We start from the raw sequence: 17,104 nt of genomic DNA on the forward strand, positions 1-17,104 counted from the left end.
ACCGGGCAGCGTTCCCACGGACCGGAACGCCGGGGTTCTGCGGGGCCCGGCGTCGCCGCCGGAGGGCGTGAGCCGGAACGCGCCAGCCACGGCGAAGCTTGCGAGCCGTAAATCAAACGTAGACTGGAGAGGCCATGGCCTATCTCGATCACGCCGCCACCACGCCGATGCTCCCCCAGGCGCTCGACGCATACGTGCGGACCGCGCGCGCACTCGGCAACGCCTCGTCTCTTCACGGCTCCGGGCGCACCGCCCGCCGTACCGTCGAGGAGGCCCGAGAACGCATCGGCGAGGCGCTGGGGGCGAAACCCGGGGAGGTGATCTTCACCGGCTCCGGCACCGAGGCCGACAACCTCGCCGTCAAGGGCGTCCACTGGTCCCGCCGCGCCGAGGGCCGCAACCTCGTGGTCACCACCGCCATTGAGCACCACGCGATCGCCGACGCCGTCGCCTGGCTCGGCGACCACGAGAAGGCCGACGTCACCGAGCTGCCGGTCGACAAGCTCGGCCGCGTCGACACGGCCGTCCTCGCCGACCTCCTCGAATCGCGCGGCGCCGAAGTCACCGTGCTCACCTGCATGTGGGCCAACAACGAGGTCGGCACCCTCCAGCCGGTCGCCGAGATCGCCGCCCTCGCCCAGGCCCACGGCATCCCCGTCCACACCGACGCCATCCAGGCCGTCGGCCACGTGCCCGTCGACTTCGCCGCCTCCGGCGCGGCCGCGCTCGCCCTCTCCGGCCACAAGCTCGGCGGCCCCACCGGCACCGGCGCGCTGCTGCTGCGCCGCGACGTCAAGGCCGTCCCGCTGCTCCACGGCGGCGGCCAGGAGCGCGAGATCCGCTCGGGCACCCTCGACGTGCCCGGCATCGCCGCGCTGGCCGAGGCGGTCGCGCACGCCGTGCGCACCCAGGAGGTCGAGTCCCAGCGGCTCGCGCTCCTGCGCGACTCCCTCGTCGAGGGCATCCGCGCACTGGTCCCCGACTCGATCTACAACGGCGACCCCGACTCGCGCCTGCCCGGCAACGCGCACTTCTCGTTCCCCGGGTGCGAAGGCGACGCGCTCCTGATGCTCCTGGACGCCGCCGGTGTCGAATGCGCCACAGGCTCGGCCTGCTCGGCGGGCATCGCCCAGCCCTCCCACGTCCTGCTGGCGATGGGCGCCGACGCCGACGACGCCCGCTCCTCCCTGCGGTTCACGCTCGGCTGGTCCACCACGAAGGCGGACGTCGACGCGCTCCTGGCCGCCATTCCCGAGGCCGTCCGACGCGCCAAGACCGCCGGACTCTCATTAAGGTTGATCACGTGAAACTGCGAGTACTGGCCGCCATGAGCGGCGGCGTCGACTCGGCCGTGGCCGCCGCCCGCGCCGTCGAGGCCGGGCACGACGTCACCGGCGTCCACCTGGCGCTGTCCAAGAACCCCCAGACCTACCGGACCGGGGCCCGCGGCTGCTGCACGATCGAGGACTCCCGCGACGCGCGCCGCGCCGCCGACGTCATCGGCATCCCCTTCTACATCTGGGACATGGCCGAGCGCTTCCACGAGGACGTCGTCGAGGACTTCTACGCCGAGTACGCGAACGGGCGCACCCCCAACCCGTGCCTGCGCTGCAATGAGAAGATCAAGTTCGCCGCCGTCCTCGACCGCGCCATGGCCCTCGGCTTCGACGCCGTCGCCACCGGCCACTACGCCCGCAAGGGCGATGACGGCCTCCTGCGCCGCGCCGTCGACCCCGGCAAGGACCAGTCCTACGTCCTCGCCGTCCTCACCCCCGCCCAGCTCGCCCACTCGATCTTCCCGCTCGGCGACACCCCCAAGGACCAGGTCCGCACCGAGGCCGAGACCCGCGGCCTCGCCGTCGCCCAGAAGCCCGACAGCCACGACATCTGCTTCATCGCCGACGGCGACACCTCCGGCTTCCTCAAGAACCGGCTGGGCGCCAAGGAAGGCGAGATCGTCGACGCCGCCTCCGGCGAGGTCCTCGGCAGCCACGACGGCTCCCACCAGTTCACCATCGGCCAGCGCCACGGCCTCGGCCTCAAGCGCCCCGCCGCCGACGGCAGGCCCCGCTACGTCCTGTCGATCACCCCGGTCGACAACCGCGTCCAGGTCGGGCCCCGCGAAGCCCTGCGCGTCGACCGCATCCGCACCGGCCGGCCCGTGTGGCTCGCCCCCGAGCGGACCGGCTCCTTCGACGCCGAAGTCCAGCTGCGCGCCCACGGCGAGGTCTACCCCGCCCGCGTCACCGCCGACGGGGACGGCCTCACCGCCCGCCTGCGCAAGCCCGCGTTCGGCGTCGCCGCCGGACAGGCCCTCGTCGTCTACGACCCCGACGCGGGCGACGGCGACGCGGTCCTCGCCTCCGGCACCATCGAGGAGACCGGCGGCGCCGACGAGCCCGCGAGCGCCGACGAGAGCGCCCTCTCCCTCAGCGGCACCGAGTCGACCCGTGGCTGACGCCGACCGCGCACTCCCCTCGGGCGTGGCCACCGGCGTCGGGTCCATGCCCGGCACCGAGATCGCCGAGGCCGTCAACATCGTCTTCGGCGAACTCCCCGAATGGCCCCACCTGCCCGAACTGCCCCACCGGGGCCTGGGCGCCGACATGATCGGCCGCGGCGCGGCCCTCCTCGAAGGCCTGCCCGTCCAGTGGTGGGGCTTCCGCTGGGAGATGGCCGACCTTCCCGGGCGCGACGCGCGACGCGCCGCCGACTTCCTCGAACGCGACCTCGACGCCCTCCACTCGACCGACGCGAGCGGCCCCGTCCGGCTCACCGCCGTCGGGCCCTTCACGCTCGCCGCGAACCTGTGGCGGCGCACCGGCGGCGCCATGCTCGCCGACCCCGGCGCCGTCGCCGACCTCACCGGGTCCCTCACCGAGGGGCTGCGCCGCTTCATCGCCGCCGCGCAGGCGCGGATGCCGAAGGCCGCCTTGTCGATCCAGCTCGACGAACCGAACCTGCCCGCCGCGCTGGCGGGCCGCGTCAACAACGAGTCGGGCCTCGACTTCTACCGGCGGGTGCCGGTCGAGGTGGCCCGTGACCGGTTCCGCGAGGTCACCGAAAGCGTCGGCGTCCCCGTGGTCGTCCACTGCTGCGCCCCCGACGTGCCGGTGAAGCTCCTGGCCGAGTCCGGCGTCGGCGCACTGTCGGTCGACCTGACCCTCGTCGGCCTCGACGACGTGCCGAAGGTCGACGCCCTGGGGGAGTACCTCGACGGCGGCGGGCGCCTCATCGCCGGGACCGTCCCCCCGCTGGGGCAGGTGCGGCCGGGGCTCGACAAGGCCGCGGCCGACCGCGTCCAGGGCCTGTGGCACCGGCTCGGGTTCGCGCCCGAACTGCTGCCGCGCCAGGTGAGCATCGCGACGACCTGCGGCATGGCCGGGGCGAGCCCCGACTACGCCCGTTTCGCCATGGAGGTCAGCCGCGAGGCCGCCAAGCGGCTCCACGGCTGACGTCAGGACTCCTTCGACGGCCCCGGGACGCCGCCGGGCGGCACGTCGCCGGTGCGCTCGTGCCATTCCCTCGTCGTGTTCAAGTGCGGGAAGGGCTCCGCGGGGACCGGCAGGCCGAGCGCGTCGCACAGCGGCTCCCAGCCCGCGCCGGTCGTGAACTCGACCAGCCGGTGCGGCGGGATCGTCTCGCGCACCCGCTCGTGGTAGCGGTGGTAGGCCGCCTCCACGGCGTCCCGGTCGGTGCGCGGGGCGCCCTCGAAGGTCCGGTCCCAGATCGCCGCGATCATCGCCGCCCACGTCTCGGTGGCGAAGTCGCCGCCGTCCATGCCGGTGAAGATGGTGTCGTTGCAGCTCGTCCACCACGTGTCGAAGTCCTTGCGCCGCGAGAGCACCACGACCGCGTCCGGGAAGCGCTCGGCGAGTTCGGCGTGGAACGCCGAGGACGGCCAGTCGACGGCGGCCGCGTATCCCGCGAGCACCGCGTCCCAGTCCGTCGGCGCCCCGCGCGCGGCGGCGAGGAACGCGGGCGGGTCGGTCTCGAGGTTGCGGAAGACCTCCGCCATGTGGTGGCACGGCGCGCCGAGCAGGGTCTCCAAGGCGCTCTTGAGGGTCATGGTCCCGGTGCGCGGGAGTCCCGCGCCGATCACTCGCAGCATGGACCGAAGCTACGCGCGGTGCGCGCGCGCAGGCAAACAGCACTGACGAAACCGTCCAGAACGGAGGACCGCGGCCCGGCGGCGCGGGCGCCCGCGCCGCCGGGCCGCGGTCAGGCCCCCGCGTACAGGTCGGCGAGCTGCCGGGTGAGGTCTTCGCCGACGGTGAACGCGGCGTCGCCGACATCGCCGTCGAGGACGTTCACCCGCAGGATCAGCTCGCCCTCGGCCAGGGTGAACTTGTACTCCTTGTACGCCGGGGTGTCGTAGACGGCGGTGTACCCGGTGTCGAAGTCGTTGAGCTCCAGCACCGTGTAGCCGTCGCTCGCGTCCATGGCCTGCTCCTGGTTCTGGAGGCCGCCCGCGAACTCCTCGCCGTAGCGGTCCGCGCCGACCAGGAGGTAGCCGGTGCCGGTGCCGTAGAAGCCGCATTCGAGGTACCCCGACGAGACCGAGTCCTCGTAGGCCTCGCCGACGGTCCCGTAGGTCCGGGACGAGTCGGGCTCGACCCCGTAGTCCCCGTTCGCGCCGATCCCGAACATCTCGTTGGCCGCGGTCATGTCCAGCGACTCGCAGGTGCCGGCGCTGAAGAACCCTTCGACGTCGCCGGCCGCGGCGGCCGTGGTCTCGGACTCGGCCGCCGACTCGAGGCCGGCGCCCTGGTCCTCGTACCCGTATTCGTTCCGGCTCGTGCAGGAGACCGAGGTCCCGTCCGGCTCGGGTGCGAGGCCCCGGGCCCGCTGCCAGCCGAGGTTCCAGGCCATGACGTCCCGGTCGTCGTCGCCGTACGAGCGGTAGTCGAAGACGCAGTCCTGGTCGGACTCGCTCAGCGCCGCGAACTCCGGCGCCGCGTCGTCCGACAATCCCTGCAGGTAGTACAGGTCGAGGTCGTGATCGTGGTCGATGTTGTACCGCGCGATGAGCGCGTCGGGGTTGGCCGCGGCCAGGCCCAGCAGCGTCAGCGCACCCGAGGCCAGGACCGCGCGCGGCAGCCACGTCGCGCGCAGCTTCCAGCAGCACACCAGGACCAGGGCGAACAGGACCGCCAGCCAGATCTCGACGGTGAACACCCACACCCGCAGGCGGGTCAGCCCGTACGTCTCGAAGTACGTGTACATCCGGAACAGCGCCGAGGCGATGACCACCAGGGACATCAGGCCCAGCGGCCCCAGGAGCGCGCGAACCGTCCACCGGTCCTCCTTGGCCCGCTTGGGCGCCAGATGCGCGGCGAGCGCGATGACGCCCAGGGACAGCATCGCGACGAAGCTCAGCTGCCAGAAGCCGCGGCGGGCGTACTCGGCGAAGGTGAGCCCGGCGGTCTCCATCACGTAGTCCTCGCCGCCGAGGTACACGCGCAGCTGCACGGCGATGAACGCCGCGAACAGGAGGTTCAGCGCCCCCAAGGGGATCGCGAGCTCGAAGCGGGAGACCGTGCGGCGCCCCTCGGGCAGCACGCCGTCGAACCGCGGCTTGGCCACGGCGGTGTAGATCCACACCAGCGCCAGCGGGAACAGGATCGCGGCGAGCATCAGGCGCAGGAAGACCTCGACCGGGTCCAGTTCGGGCAGGAGCCTCGCGATCAGGTCCGCGAACGTCGAGTCGGCGGCGGCGAAGAGCCCGCCGAAGACCACCAGGAGCCCGACGGTGACCAGCGCGGTCCACAGGCCCCGCATGGTGCCGGGGCTGCGGCCGTCGCCGCGGCTCCGGCCCCGCCGGGCCCACCTGAAGGACTCGCTCAGCCCTTCGAGCCAGCCGAACATCATCGTGATCAGGTTGCCGCCGAAGCGCCGCTGCGGCGCGAGGGCCAGCGGCGTGAGCGCGAACGCGGCGACCGCGCAGAGCGCGACGACCCAGCCCGCGTCGCGGATCGCCGCGACCGACCACAGGGCCGCGACGAGCACCGCGCCCGGCAGGCGCGGCACGAGGTCCTTGCGGTCGGAGACGGCGAGCGGCACCGCGACGAGCGCGATGCCGGAGAGCGCCAGTCCGATCCCGACGCCCTCGGCGTGGAACGCGGCCCAGGCGCCGAACAGCGCCACCGCGACCGCGATCAGGACCGTGGCCTGCCCGGGGGTGAGGTCGGGCCGGTGCCACCGCGGGTTCGGCGGGAGGATCACCGGCGGCTGCTGGTAGTACGCGCGCGCCGAGGCCGGGTAATGCGGCGGCTGGGCGTACTGCGGAGGCGGATACTGCTGTTGCTGTTGCTGTTGCTGTTGCTGTTGCTGTTGCTGTTGCTGTTGCTGTTGCTGTTGCTGTTGCCGCGGCGCCGGCGGCTCGACCGGCGCGTCCTGCGGCACGGGGGCGGACGGCGCCTCGTCGTGCGGCGGCCCTTGCGGCTCTTCGGGCGCCGCCTCGGGCGCCTCGGCCTGCGATGGCGCGTCCTCGGCCGGGCGCCTCTCGGCGTCCTCCGGCGGCGGCGCGGGGGTGTCTGCGGGAGCGCTCATGAAGTGAGCCCCTTCTCATCGGAGGGATTGCGACAATAGCGAGCCCCGGCCACCAAGGGAATACTCCATTGGGGACACCGCATTGCCGCTGCCGGGTATTTCGCCCACCGCGGTGCAAATCAGCGGCCGCTGTGAGAACGTCCACTCGACGCAACCTTTATGGTTCACTGGTGCGATGACAGCGCAAGGCGGACATGAAGGCCACGCGCACGACGGCGGCGTGCACGGCGGCGACGGACCCGGAACGATAGGAAACCGCCTCAACTGGCTCCGGGCGGGCGTGCTCGGCGCCAACGACGGCATCGTCTCGGTCGCGGGGATCGTCATCGGCGTCGCGGGGGCGACCGCCGACCGATCCACCATCCTCGTCTCGGGCGTCGCCGGACTGGTCGCCGGGGCCTTCTCGATGGCCGGCGGCGAGTACACCTCCGTCTCCACCCAGCGCGACACCGAGTCCACCCTCGTCGAGGCCGAGCGGCGCGAACTCGCCGAGAACCCCGGCGAGGCCGAGGACGAGCTGGCCGCGAGCCTCGAAGCCCGCGGCCTGTCCGAAGGCACCGCGCGCGCGGCGGCCCGCGAACTCTCCGACGGCGACCCGCTGCGCGCCCACGCCGTGGTCGAGTTCGGGCTCGACCCCGAGGAGCTGACCAACCCGTGGCAGGCCGCTCTCTCCTCGTTCCTGAGCTTCACCTGCGGCGCGCTGCTGCCGCTCCTGGCGATCACGCTGCTGCCCGAGGGCGTCCGCGTCATCGGCTGCGCCCTGGCCGTGGTCGCCGCGCTGGCGCTGACCGGCTACACCTCCGCGAGTCTCGGCGGCGCCCCGAAGGGCCCGGCGATGCTGCGGATCATGGGCGTGGGCGCCGCGACGATGGCCGTGACCTATCTCGTGGGATCGGCGTTCGACATCGCCGCTTGAGGTCAGAGCCAGTTGTGGCGCTTGAAGACCGCGTACAGGATCCCCGCCGAGGCCACCATCATGCCCAGCGCCATCGGGTACCCGAGCGTCCACGACAGCTCGGGCATGTGCGTGAAGTTCATGCCGTAGACGCCGCCGACCAGGCCCGGGGTGAACAGGATCGCCGCCCAGGAGCTGATCTTCTTGACCTGGTCGCCCTGCTCGTGGGTCTGCGCCGCGATCTGGTGCATCTCCGAGTTCTGCGCCTGGGCCACCAGGGTCGAGTGCACGGTGAGGGCGTTCTGGAGCACGGCCCGGAACGTGTCGGCGCGCTCGACGGACTTGTAGACGTTGTCGAGCACGTCGCGCATGTCGCGGCGCAGTTCGAGGTCCACGCCGTACTTGTCGTAGCCGGCCTCCAGCGACTTCAGGACGCCCACGAGCGGGTGGGTGGCCCGCTGGAACGCCATCGCCTCCCGCAGCAGCTCGTAGATCCGGCGCGAGACCGCCACGTCGCCGGAGAACATCTCCTCCTCGATCTCGTCGATGTCGTTCTCGAGGCCGGCGACGACGGGCACGTAGCCGTCCACGACCTCGTCCATGACCGCGTACAGCACCGCCTGGGGCCCGAAGGCCAGCAGCGCCGGGTCGGCTTCGAGCCGGGTGCGGACCTGCGCGAGGTCGGGGGACTCGGCGTGGCGGATGGAGATGGCGAAGTTCGGGCCGATGAACAGGTGCACCTCGCCGAACTCGACCTGCTCGGGCTCGTCGAGGTAGCGGGCGGCGCGCAGCACCACGAAGAGCGTGTCGCCGTAGCGTTCGAGCTTGGGACGCTGGTGCCCGGCCTGCGCGTCGTGGATCGCGAGGTGGTGCAGCTCGAACTCCTCGGCGACCGCGGCGAGCTCGGCCGCGGTGGGACGGTAGAGCCCGATCCAGGCGAACCCGCCGTGCTCGTGCAGGTCTTCGAAGGTCAGATCGAGGGTGACGTGCTGCGACTCGCGGACGCCCTTGCGGTAGATGGCGCTGTCGACGATCGGCATGGACCCAGCTTAGGCTCCGCCCGCGACACGCCTCGCGCCCCTGACCGGCCGTGACGTTCGGTGACGCCCGGAATCCGGTGCGGGCGTTCAGTCCCCGTCGATGAGGTGTTCGACCGGCATCGTCAGGTACCGGTCGATGGTCGGCCCGATGCTCTCGGCCAGCTCGGCCTCGTTCAGCGACGCCAGCGGCTCCAGCTTGAGGATGTACCGGGCCACGACCAGGCCGAAGACCTGGCTCGCGATGAAGCTCGCCCGCACCGGGACGTGGTCGACCTGGTCGCCGAGGTGCTCCTGCACGGTCTTGACGATGCGGTGCTCGAACAGCTGCTTGAGCACGAACGACATCGCCGGCTTCGAGAGGCTCGTGCGGACCACGGCGAGGAGCTTCTCGTGGTGCGGGCCGTCCCAGATCTTGACGAAGGCGTGCATGAGCCGCCCGCCCGCGCCCTCGATGTCGCCGTCCTTGAGGACGGCCGCGACCTCCGGCGCCGGGTCCAGCGGCAGCTCGATGGCCGCCATGAACAGGTCGTCCTTGGATCCGAAGTAGTGGTGGATCAGGGACGGGTCGACGCCGGCCTCGGCGGCGATGCGCCGCATGGAGACCGACTCGTACCCCTCGTCGGCGAACAGGCGCCGGGCGGCGGCCAGGATCTCGGCTCTGGTGTCGGGATTCCCTGATCGCCGTCCGGCGCGCTTCGTTCTGGCCACGTGCCGACCCTAGTTCGTGCGCCGCCGCAGCGTCGCGGCTCCGAGCACGGTTGCGACGAGGACCGCACCGAACACGACGGCGAGGTACCCCCACATCGCGTCCGTGACTTCGGGATTGAGCTGCACCTCGGTGAGGGCCTTGACCGCGTAGGTCAGCGGCAGCGCGTCCGAGACGCCCTGGAGCCAGCCGGCCATCTGGTCGGCGGGCCAGATGAGCCCGCACAGGAACAGCTGGGGGATCACGAACACGGGCATGAACTGGATCGCCTGGAACTCGGTGGTCGCGAACGCCGACACGAAGAGCCCCAAGGCCATTCCGAGCATGGAGGTGACGATGCAGATGAGGAGCACCACCCACGCGGGACCGGCGGTGTCCAGGCCGAGGAAGACGAACGCGACGGTGGCCGCCACCGTCGTCTGGGCCGCGGCGGCGGCGCCGAAGGCGAGCGCGTAGCCGACCACGAGGTCGAGCTTGCCCGTCGGCGTGGTCATGAGCCGCTCCAGCGTTCCGCCGGTGCGCTCGCGCAGCAGCGTGATCGAGGTGATCATGAACATGAGCATGAACGGGAAGGCGGCCAGCAGGATCAGGCCGACCGTGTCGAAGACCTGCGGCGAGTCGTCCATGATGGCGCTGATGAGGGCGATGATGAGCGCGGGCACCGCCAGGATGAGCCCGACCGTGCGCCGGTCGTTGAGGAGCTGGCGCAGGATGCGCCCTGCGGTGATGAAGGTGATCCGCACCGACATGTCAGTTCACTCCTTCGAGTGAGCGGATGAGGTGGAGGAACGCCGCTTCGAGGTTGTCGGTGCCCGTCGAGGCCCGCAGGTCGGCCGGGGTGTCGTCGGCGATGAACCGGCCCTCGCGCAGCAGCAGGAGCCGGTCGCAGCGGTCGGCCTCGTCCATGACGTGGCTGGAGACGAGCAGGGTCGCCCCCTGGCGCGCGAGTTCGCGGAACTGGTCCCACAGCTCCTCGCGGATGACCGGGTCGAGCCCGACCGTGGGCTCGTCGAGCACCAGGACCTCGGGTTCGATGACGAGTGCGCAGGCCAGCGAGGTGCGGGTCTTCTGGCCGCCGGAGAGGTTCCCGGCGAGGCGGTCGGCGTGGTCGCCCATGCCGACGCGTTCGACGGCGTGCATGGCCTCGTGGCGGTTCTTCCCGTAGAGCGCCGCGAAGTACGCGACGTTGGCCTTGACGGACAGGTCCCGGTAGATCGAGGCGTCCTGCGTGACGTAGGCGACGCGGCGGCGCAGGGGCTTGGACCCGGCCGGGTGGCCGAGCACCTCCACCGTGCCGGACTTGACCTGCTGGGTGCCCACGACCGCGCGGATGAAGGTGGTCTTGCCCGAGCCGGAGGGCCCGAGCAGGCCCGTGACGGAGCCGGCGGCGATCGCGGTCGAGACGTTCTTGAGCACGGGCTTCTTGCCGCGGTCGACCACGAGGTCGGTGACCGCGACGGCCGCGGCCGGGGTGGGTGGCATGGGAGCCTCCAAGTAATTCAACAACTGATGAATTCACCGTACCACGGTAATTCACCGACTGCTGAATTCAGTCTACGCCGCGAGGCCTCCTCCGCGGACGAAGTCCGGACATGCGAATGAACCCGGCCGCGCGGCACCATCTCGCCGCGCGGCCGGGCCCTCTCGGGAGGGTGGTCTTCGGTTACAGCACGCCCTTGCCCCACGGGCCCCAGATCGCGATCGTCCGGCCCGGCTCCAGCGCCGGATCGCCGAGGTCGCCCCTGGCCGCGCCCTGCAGGTTCGCGAACAGGACCCGCCCGTCCGGCGAGAACGCCGCGCCGCACCACTCGGTCGCGCCCTCGTGGCGGGCCAGCGGGAAGATCTCGCCCTCGCGCGTCAGGCCCCGCAGCGCGGGCAGGTCGCGGCCGGTGTCCTCGCACAGGACCAGGTTCCCCGCGGGGGAGACGGTGATGTTGTCCGGATACGACAGGAGCTCGGCGTCGGGGGACTCGAACACCAGCTTCAGCGTCCCGCCCTTGCCGCCGCGCGGGCGGTACTCCCACAGCTGGCCCTCGCCCTCGTCGCCGCCCGACGTCGAGGCGACGTACACCGCGCCGTCGCCGTAGAAGCAGCCCTCGAGCCGCCCGAAGACGGCCGCGCCGAGCGCCCAGCCCTGGTTGAACACCGCGAGCGGGTCCTCCTCGGCCTCGACCGGGTCGGCCTCCTCGACGTCGACCCACTCGACGTACAGGATCCGCCCCGACCGCTGGCCGGTGCGCGTGTCGTAGTTCCACGCGTCGGCGATCTTCAGCATCTGCAGCTGCCCGCCCTCGGCCAGGTCGCCGGGCACGTTCGGAAGGAACCGGTAGAAGCCGGCGGTGTTCTGGTCCTCGGTCTCGTAGACCACGCCCGAGCGCGGGTCCACCGCGACCGCCTCGTGCACGAAGCGGCCCATCGCCTTGAGCGGCACCGGGTCCACCTCGCCTTCGGCGGCCGAGGCCACCTCGAAGACGTAGCCGTGGTCGGCGCCCCAGCCCGCCCGCGTCCCCGCGGTCGTCTCCTCGCACGAGAGCCACGAACCCCACGGGGTCGGACCGCCCGCGCAGTTCACGATCGTGCCCGACAGCGACTGCCAGGCCTCGTCGAAGTGCGGCTCGCCGTCCGCCCAGTGCACCTTCAGCGTCGTCGTCCCGCCCGCGCCGAGCGCGTCGTAGCGCCGCTCGGGCGTGCCCGCCGGAGCGCCGGCACCGGGGTTCGAGCGCTCCTCGTGGTTGCGCACCAGCCGCCACTCGCCCCGCCGACCGGTCGGGAAGCACGCCATGCCGTCGTGCGCCAGCGGCGTCCGGTTGCCGTCGCGCATCACGGACCCGGCCACGGAGAACACCTTGAAGTCGAAGTCCTCCGGCAGCCACAGGGTCTGGGAGAACCCCGACTCCGGGTCGGTGCGCGTGAGCTCCCGCAGCTCGCCGTAGCCGCCGTTGTCGGGGCTGACGCGGTCCTTGTGCCCGTCCTTGGCGAACGCGGCGCGGGCGGCCAGGCCCTCGACCGCGGCGAGCGCGAACAGGCCGCCGCCCGCGGGGGCACCGCGGCGCAGGAAGCTCCGGCGGTTCGAGCCGCCGATGGTCAAAGTCGCCAAAGCCTGGGCTCCTTCGGTGCTGCACTACGGACGGGGATCCGCGGCGGCTGAGGGGATGACTGGCATTACGAGCCGATCCTTCCGTTCGGAAGGGTTGCCAAGGGAAGCAGAACGTGAACGGAAGGTGACCGGTGGCATAAGGCTTCGGCTTCCCCGAAACGTCGGACCCAGCTGACACAATGGGGCCGTGAGCACGACTGACACCGGCCGGGACGGCACAGAGGACCACAGCGGAGCAGAGCGTCCGGACGACCCCGGATTCGAAGCGGCGCGCACCCGCCACGAGGCGCTGGCCGCCGAGATCACCGAGCACCGCCGCCGCTACTACGTCGACGACGCGCCCCTGGTCTCCGACAGCCAGTTCGACGACCTCATGCACGAGCTCGTCGACCTCGAGACCGCCCACCCCGAGCTGAAGAACGCCGACTCGCCCACCGAGCAGGTCGGCACCTTCTCCGAGGCGTTCACGCCCGTCACCCACCTGGAGAAGATGCTCAGCCTCCAGGACGTCTTCAGCCTCGACGAGGTCCAGGCCTGGGCCGACCGGATCACCGCCGAGGTCCCCGGCGAGCCGTACCTGTGCGAGGTCAAGATCGACGGCCTCGCCGTCGACCTCGTCTACGAGAACGGCCGCCTCGCCCGCGCCGCCACCCGCGGCGACGGCACCACCGGGGAAGACGTCACCGCGAACGTCGCCACCATCGGCGCCGTCCCCCAGCGGCTCACCGCCGCCGAGGGCTTCGACGTCCCCGAACTCCTCGAAGTCCGCGGCGAGGTCTACTTCCCGAGCGCCGACTTCGCCCTCCTCAACGAGGCCCAGGTCGAGGCCGGCAAGGCCCCGTTCGCGAACCCGCGCAACGCCGCCGCCGGCTCGCTGCGCCAGAAGGACGCGACCAAGACCGCCGAGCGCCCCCTGAGCTTCATCGCCCACGGCCTCGGCGCCCTGCGCGGCTTCGAACCGCAGTCGCAGTCGCACTCCTACGAGGCGCTCGACGCCTGGGGCCTGCCCACCAGCCCCTACTGGAAGGTGGTCGACACCCTCGACGAGGTCTTCGGCTACATCGAGGACTTCGGCTCGCAGCGCCACACGCTCGTACACGAGATCGACGGCGTCGTGGTCAAGATCGACCGGATCGCCGTGCAGCGGCGACTGGGCGCCACCTCGCGCACCCCGCGCTGGGCCGTCGCCTACAAGTTCGCGCCCGAGGAGGTCAACACCAAACTCCTCGACATCCTGGTCTCCATCGGCCGCACCGGCCGCGCCACCCCCTACGCCGTGCTCGAACCCGTGCGCGTGGCCGGCTCCGAGGTCGAGTTCGCGACCCTCCACAACGCCGACCAGGTCAAGGCCAAGGGCGTCAAGATCGGCGACACCGTCGTCCTGCGCAAGGCCGGGGACGTCATCCCCGAGGTCGTCGCGCCCGTGGCCGCCGCCCGCGACGGCTCCGAAACCGACTTCACCATGCCCGAGCGCTGCCCCGAGTGCGACGCCGTGCTCGCCCCCGCCGCCGAAGGCGACGTGGACCTGCGCTGCCCCAACGCCCGCACCTGCCCCGGGCAGCTGCGCGAACGCCTCGCCTACCTCTCGGGCCGCTCGTGCTTCGACGTCGACCGCATGGGCTACATCGCGTGCTCGGCGCTCGTCGAGCCCCTCGGCATGGACCCGGTGATCGAGAACGAGGGCGGCGTCTTCAGCCTCACCATCGAGCAGATCCTCCCGATCAAGGTGGTCGTGCGCGACCCCGACTCCGGCCTGCCCAAGCCCGACCCGAAGACCGGCGAGGACAAGGTCGTCACGCCCTTCGCCAGGCAGCCCGACAAGAAGACCGGTGAGATCCTCCCCCGCAAGAACGCGGAGGAGATGATCCAGAACCTCGACAAGGCCAAGTCGCAGCCCCTGTGGCGGGTCGTGAACGCCCTCTCCATCCGCCACGTCGGCCCCGTCTCGGCCCAGGCCCTCGCCGAGCACTTCGGCGACCTCGACCGCATCGCCGAGGCCGACGAGGAGGAGATGGCCGCCGTCGACGGCGTCGGCCCCACCATCGCCGCCGCCATCAAGGACTGGTTCGCCGTCGACTGGCACCGCGAGATCGTCGAGCGCTGGCGCGAGGCGGGCGTGCGGATGCAGGACGACGCCCCCGACCCGTCCGAGGCCCTCCCGCAGACCTTGGAGGGCCTGACCGTGGTCATCACCGGCGGCATCCCCGAGTACACCCGCGAGGGCGCCGCGGCCGCCGTCAAGGCCCGCGGCGGCAAGACCACCTCGTCGGTCTCCAAGAAGACCGGCGCGGTCGTCGCGGGCGACAAGCCCGGATCAAAATATGACAAAGCAGTCCAACTCGGCGTGCCGATCGTCCAAGGCGACGAGTTCGAGCGTTTCCTCGCCGAAGGGCTCCCGGAACCCGAACCGGACGATGACGGCTCCGACCCAGAATGATCACAAATCGATAACGATCCGTATTCAGGGGTGGGGGGAGCCTCGTTACTTCAAGGCAGAGTCATCTTGTGGAAGCTCGCCCCTTGCCGTGCCAACGGCCGGACCCGGCGCCCGAACGGGCCGCCGAGTCCGAAATCGACCTCGGGGTACCCTGCCGCCGACGAATGGATAACGGTTTCTGTTACGAGCATGTCGCGCCTGGTCACAAGTGTGCCGCATGTGCCCCCAGCGTTGTCTGGGAGCGGAATTCGCGATATGACAGAGGAGTCGGCCACGACCTGTCCGAGGTGATTCTGGCGCGTCACCGCGGAAGGCCGTGGCAGTGGGAGGAGCGATATGGCCACGACGCTCATGCGCAACACTGCGCCGAGAGAGCATCCGGGCCGGTATTACGGCTTCATGTCGGCGGTCGCCGTGTGCGCGGTCGTCGGCGCCGGTTTCACCGCCGTGCGCGAAGGCGCGCCCGCGAGCGGTTGGTTCGACGTGCCCTTCGCCTTCTGGCTCACCGCCGGACTCGCCCTCGTGGCCGAGTTCAGGCCCACCCGCTGGGGCGGGCTGTGGATGTCGCCGATCGCCTCGATCTACCTCGTCTACGTCCTCGCCACGATGATCACCTGGGGCTTCGTCCCCGCGCTGATCGTCCAGACGGGGGCGATCGTGGTGCTGTCCATGCAGATCAAGTCCTCGGCCTGGCGGATGGTCTTCAACGCCTCGCAGCAGGGCATCGCGCTGTGCGTCGGCTGGTTCGTGTGGCTCGGCATCGGCGGCGGCGAGGTCTGGAGCGGCAGCGTGGCCCAGCTGCTCGCGGTCTTCGCCGCGGGCACGGCCTGGACGCTGACCAGCAGCTCCCTGGTCGCGATGCGCCAGAGCCTGCGCACCCGCGTCCCGTGGCACGACCTGTTCTGGCAGTGGCTCAAGAGCGAATGGGCGCTGCGCGCTACCCAGGTCGCGATCGCGCCCATCCTCGCGACCGCGGCCACCGCGTCCTGGTGGCTGGTGGCGGCCTCGGCGATCCCCATCTTCGCCGTGTACCGCATCCTCCAGACCGCCGCCGACCGCGAGCGCGAGGCCGACAGCGACCCGCTGACGGGCCTGCTCAACCGCAAGGGCTTCCAGGAGTTCGTCGACGGCAAGCTCGCCGACGCCGCCGAGACCCACACCGCGGTGGCCCTGCTCATCCTCGACCTCGACCGCTTCGCCGACGTCAACTCCGCGCTCGGCCACGAAGTGGGCGACCAGCTCCTGGTCGAGCTCGCCAAGCGCTTCCAGACCGACATCCCGCCCGGCAAGGCCATTGCCCACCTCGGCGGCGACGAGTTCGCCTTCGTGTGGGGCGAACTCGACGGCATGACCGACCCGATGGAGTGCGCCCGCGAGATCCGCGCCCGCCTGGACGCCCCGATCGTCCTGGGCGACGCGAGCATCGAGGTGGACGGCTCGGTCGGCATCGCGGTCTTCCCCGACGATGGCCCCGACTTCCAGACCCTGTTCCGCCACGCCGACATCGCGATGTACGAGTCGAAGCAGCGCGCCTCCTCGTTCGCGCGCTACGCGCCCGAGTTCGACCACCACTCGCCCGAGCGGCTCCTGCTCCTGGGCGACGTGCGCCGGGCCCTGGACCACCCCGACGCGCCCGGCGTGAACCTCTTCTACCAGCCGCAGGTGCGCCTGGTGGACGGCGCGGTCATCGGGGCCGAGGCCCTGCTGCGCTACCACCACCCCGAACGGGGCGTGGTGAACCCGGCCGAGATCATCGAGACCGCCGAGCACTCCTCGGTGATGCGGATGCTCACCGAGCGGGTCGTCGACATCGCCCTGCGCCAGCTCCGGTCCTGGAACGAGTCCGGGTACGACCTGCGCATGGCCGTGAACGTCTCGGTCCGCGACCTCCAGTCGCCGGAGTTCACCGACTTCCTGACCGAGCGCATCGACGCGTACGGCGTGAACGCGGAGAAGCTCCAACTGGAGATCACCGAGTCGGCGCTCATGGCCGACCCGCGGCGCGTGGTCGTCAACGTGCAGCGCCTCTCCGACCTCGGCGTGGGCATCAGCCTCGACGACTTCGGCACCGGCTTCTCCTCGATGCAGCACCTGCGCCGGCTGCCGGTCACCGAGATCAAGATCGACAAGTCCTTCGTGACCACCCTCAGCGACGACCCGGACAACGCCGCGATCGTCTCCACCACGATCGACCTGGGCCGCGCCCTGGACGTCGAGGTGGTCGCCGAGGGCGTCGAGGACGAGAAGGTCCGCAAGCAGCTGGAGGGCTGGGGCTGCCACGCCGGCCAGGGGTGGCACTTCGCCAAGCCGATGAGCGCGGACGCGTTCGAACGCTGGATGGCCGACCGCCGCAAAGAGCGGTAGCGCCTGCCCGAGG

General features: G+C 71.4%; 13 protein-coding genes. 6 read left to right on the plus strand and 7 right to left on the minus strand.

From position 1 onward, the window contains the following. Positions 1-134 precede the first annotated feature (134 nt). Genes BLQ63_RS18670 through BLQ63_RS18680 form a run of 3 tightly spaced genes read left to right on the plus strand, consistent with a single transcriptional unit; the run spans position 135 to position 3,455 of the window. A complete protein-coding gene (locus BLQ63_RS18670; RefSeq protein ID WP_091038615.1) occupies positions 135-1,307 on the plus strand; it encodes a cysteine desulfurase family protein in 1,173 nt (390 codons plus the stop codon). A 2-nt stretch (positions 1,308-1,309) separates the two neighbouring features. Beyond that, the gene (gene mnmA / locus BLQ63_RS18675; protein ID WP_091038857.1) at positions 1,310-2,458 is read left to right on the plus strand and encodes a tRNA 2-thiouridine(34) synthase MnmA; all 1,149 of its coding nucleotides are present in this window, start codon (positions 1,310-1,312) and stop codon (positions 2,456-2,458) included. After that, the gene (locus tag BLQ63_RS18680) at positions 2,451-3,455 is read left to right on the plus strand and encodes a uroporphyrinogen decarboxylase/cobalamine-independent methonine synthase family protein (RefSeq protein WP_218125353.1); all 1,005 of its coding nucleotides are present in this window, start codon (positions 2,451-2,453) and stop codon (positions 3,453-3,455) included. Before mnmA ends, BLQ63_RS18680 begins: the two co-directional genes overlap by 8 nt. Before the next feature lie 2 nt (positions 3,456-3,457). On the opposite strand, the gene BLQ63_RS18685 is transcribed toward BLQ63_RS18680, so the two are convergent. Further along, positions 3,458-4,111, minus strand: coding sequence for a sulfotransferase family protein (locus BLQ63_RS18685; protein WP_091038616.1), 654 nt, complete (start codon positions 4,109-4,111; stop codon positions 3,458-3,460). A gap of 110 nt (positions 4,112-4,221) precedes the next feature. Next, positions 4,222-6,552 (minus strand): DUF4153 domain-containing protein, encoded by a 2,331-nt coding sequence (locus BLQ63_RS18690; RefSeq protein WP_143014988.1) that lies wholly within the window; start codon positions 6,550-6,552, stop codon positions 4,222-4,224. A 175-nt stretch (positions 6,553-6,727) separates the two neighbouring features. On the opposite strand from BLQ63_RS18690, the gene BLQ63_RS18700 reads away from it, so the two are divergent. Next, positions 6,728-7,468, plus strand: a complete 741-nt coding sequence (locus BLQ63_RS18700) for a VIT1/CCC1 transporter family protein (RefSeq protein WP_091038620.1) — start codon at positions 6,728-6,730, stop codon at positions 7,466-7,468. Positions 7,469-7,470: 2 nt separating this feature from the next. Here the strand turns inward: BLQ63_RS18700 and BLQ63_RS18705 are convergent, their stop codons facing one another. The 5 genes from BLQ63_RS18705 to BLQ63_RS18725 all read right to left on the minus strand — a co-directional run bounded on the left by BLQ63_RS18705 (position 7,471) and on the right by BLQ63_RS18725 (position 12,290). Beyond that, positions 7,471-8,487 carry a magnesium and cobalt transport protein CorA gene (locus tag BLQ63_RS18705; protein WP_091038623.1) on the minus strand — a complete coding sequence of 339 codons (1,017 nt, stop codon included), beginning with the start codon at positions 8,485-8,487 and terminating at the stop codon, positions 7,471-7,473. An 87-nt stretch (positions 8,488-8,574) separates the two neighbouring features. Beyond that, the gene (locus tag BLQ63_RS18710; RefSeq protein WP_091038625.1) at positions 8,575-9,195 is read right to left on the minus strand and encodes a TetR/AcrR family transcriptional regulator; all 621 of its coding nucleotides are present in this window, start codon (positions 9,193-9,195) and stop codon (positions 8,575-8,577) included. A gap of 9 nt (positions 9,196-9,204) precedes the next feature. Then, on the minus strand, positions 9,205-9,942 hold the full coding sequence (locus BLQ63_RS18715) for an ABC transporter permease (protein ID WP_091038628.1): 738 nt from the start codon (positions 9,940-9,942) through the stop codon (positions 9,205-9,207). A gap of 1 nt (position 9,943) precedes the next feature. Next, positions 9,944-10,675, minus strand: a complete 732-nt coding sequence (locus tag BLQ63_RS18720; protein ID WP_091038631.1) for an ABC transporter ATP-binding protein — start codon at positions 10,673-10,675, stop codon at positions 9,944-9,946. A gap of 181 nt (positions 10,676-10,856) precedes the next feature. Continuing rightward, a complete protein-coding gene (locus BLQ63_RS18725) occupies positions 10,857-12,290 on the minus strand; it encodes an alkaline phosphatase PhoX (protein ID WP_143014989.1) in 1,434 nt (477 codons plus the stop codon). A 187-nt stretch (positions 12,291-12,477) separates the two neighbouring features. Here BLQ63_RS18725 and ligA point away from each other — a divergent pair, with 187 nt between their 5' ends. Further along, on the plus strand, positions 12,478-14,727 hold the full coding sequence (ligA, locus tag BLQ63_RS18730) for an NAD-dependent DNA ligase LigA (RefSeq protein ID WP_091038633.1): 2,250 nt from the start codon (positions 12,478-12,480) through the stop codon (positions 14,725-14,727). Between the two features lie 336 nt (positions 14,728-15,063). Next, a complete protein-coding gene (locus BLQ63_RS18735) occupies positions 15,064-17,091 on the plus strand; it encodes a putative bifunctional diguanylate cyclase/phosphodiesterase (RefSeq protein ID WP_091038636.1) in 2,028 nt (675 codons plus the stop codon). The last annotated feature ends 13 nt before the right edge of the window (positions 17,092-17,104 follow it).

The organism is Glycomyces harbinensis (assembly GCF_900101745.1).
Taxonomy (GTDB): Bacteria; Actinomycetota; Actinomycetes; order Mycobacteriales; family Micromonosporaceae; genus Glycomyces; species Glycomyces harbinensis.

Bases quoted from the DNA above. Each gene is read 5' to 3' on its own strand.
- BLQ63_RS18670 (WP_091038615.1), top strand. From the start codon at position 135: ATGGCCTATCTCGATCACGCCGCCACCACGCCGATGCTCCCCCAGGCG.
- BLQ63_RS18685 (WP_091038616.1), bottom strand. From the start codon at position 4,111: ATGCTGCGAGTGATCGGCGCGGGACTCCCGCGCACCGGGACCATGACC.
- BLQ63_RS18690 (WP_143014988.1), bottom strand. From the start codon at position 6,552: ATGAGCGCTCCCGCAGACACCCCCGCGCCGCCGCCGGAGGACGCCGAG.
- BLQ63_RS18700 (WP_091038620.1), top strand. From the start codon at position 6,728: ATGACAGCGCAAGGCGGACATGAAGGCCACGCGCACGACGGCGGCGTG.
- BLQ63_RS18705 (WP_091038623.1), bottom strand. From the start codon at position 8,487: ATGCCGATCGTCGACAGCGCCATCTACCGCAAGGGCGTCCGCGAGTCG.
- BLQ63_RS18715 (WP_091038628.1), bottom strand. From the start codon at position 9,942: ATGTCGGTGCGGATCACCTTCATCACCGCAGGGCGCATCCTGCGCCAG.
- BLQ63_RS18720 (WP_091038631.1), bottom strand. From the start codon at position 10,675: ATGCCACCCACCCCGGCCGCGGCCGTCGCGGTCACCGACCTCGTGGTC.
- BLQ63_RS18735 (WP_091038636.1), top strand. From the start codon at position 15,064: ATGGCCACGACGCTCATGCGCAACACTGCGCCGAGAGAGCATCCGGGC.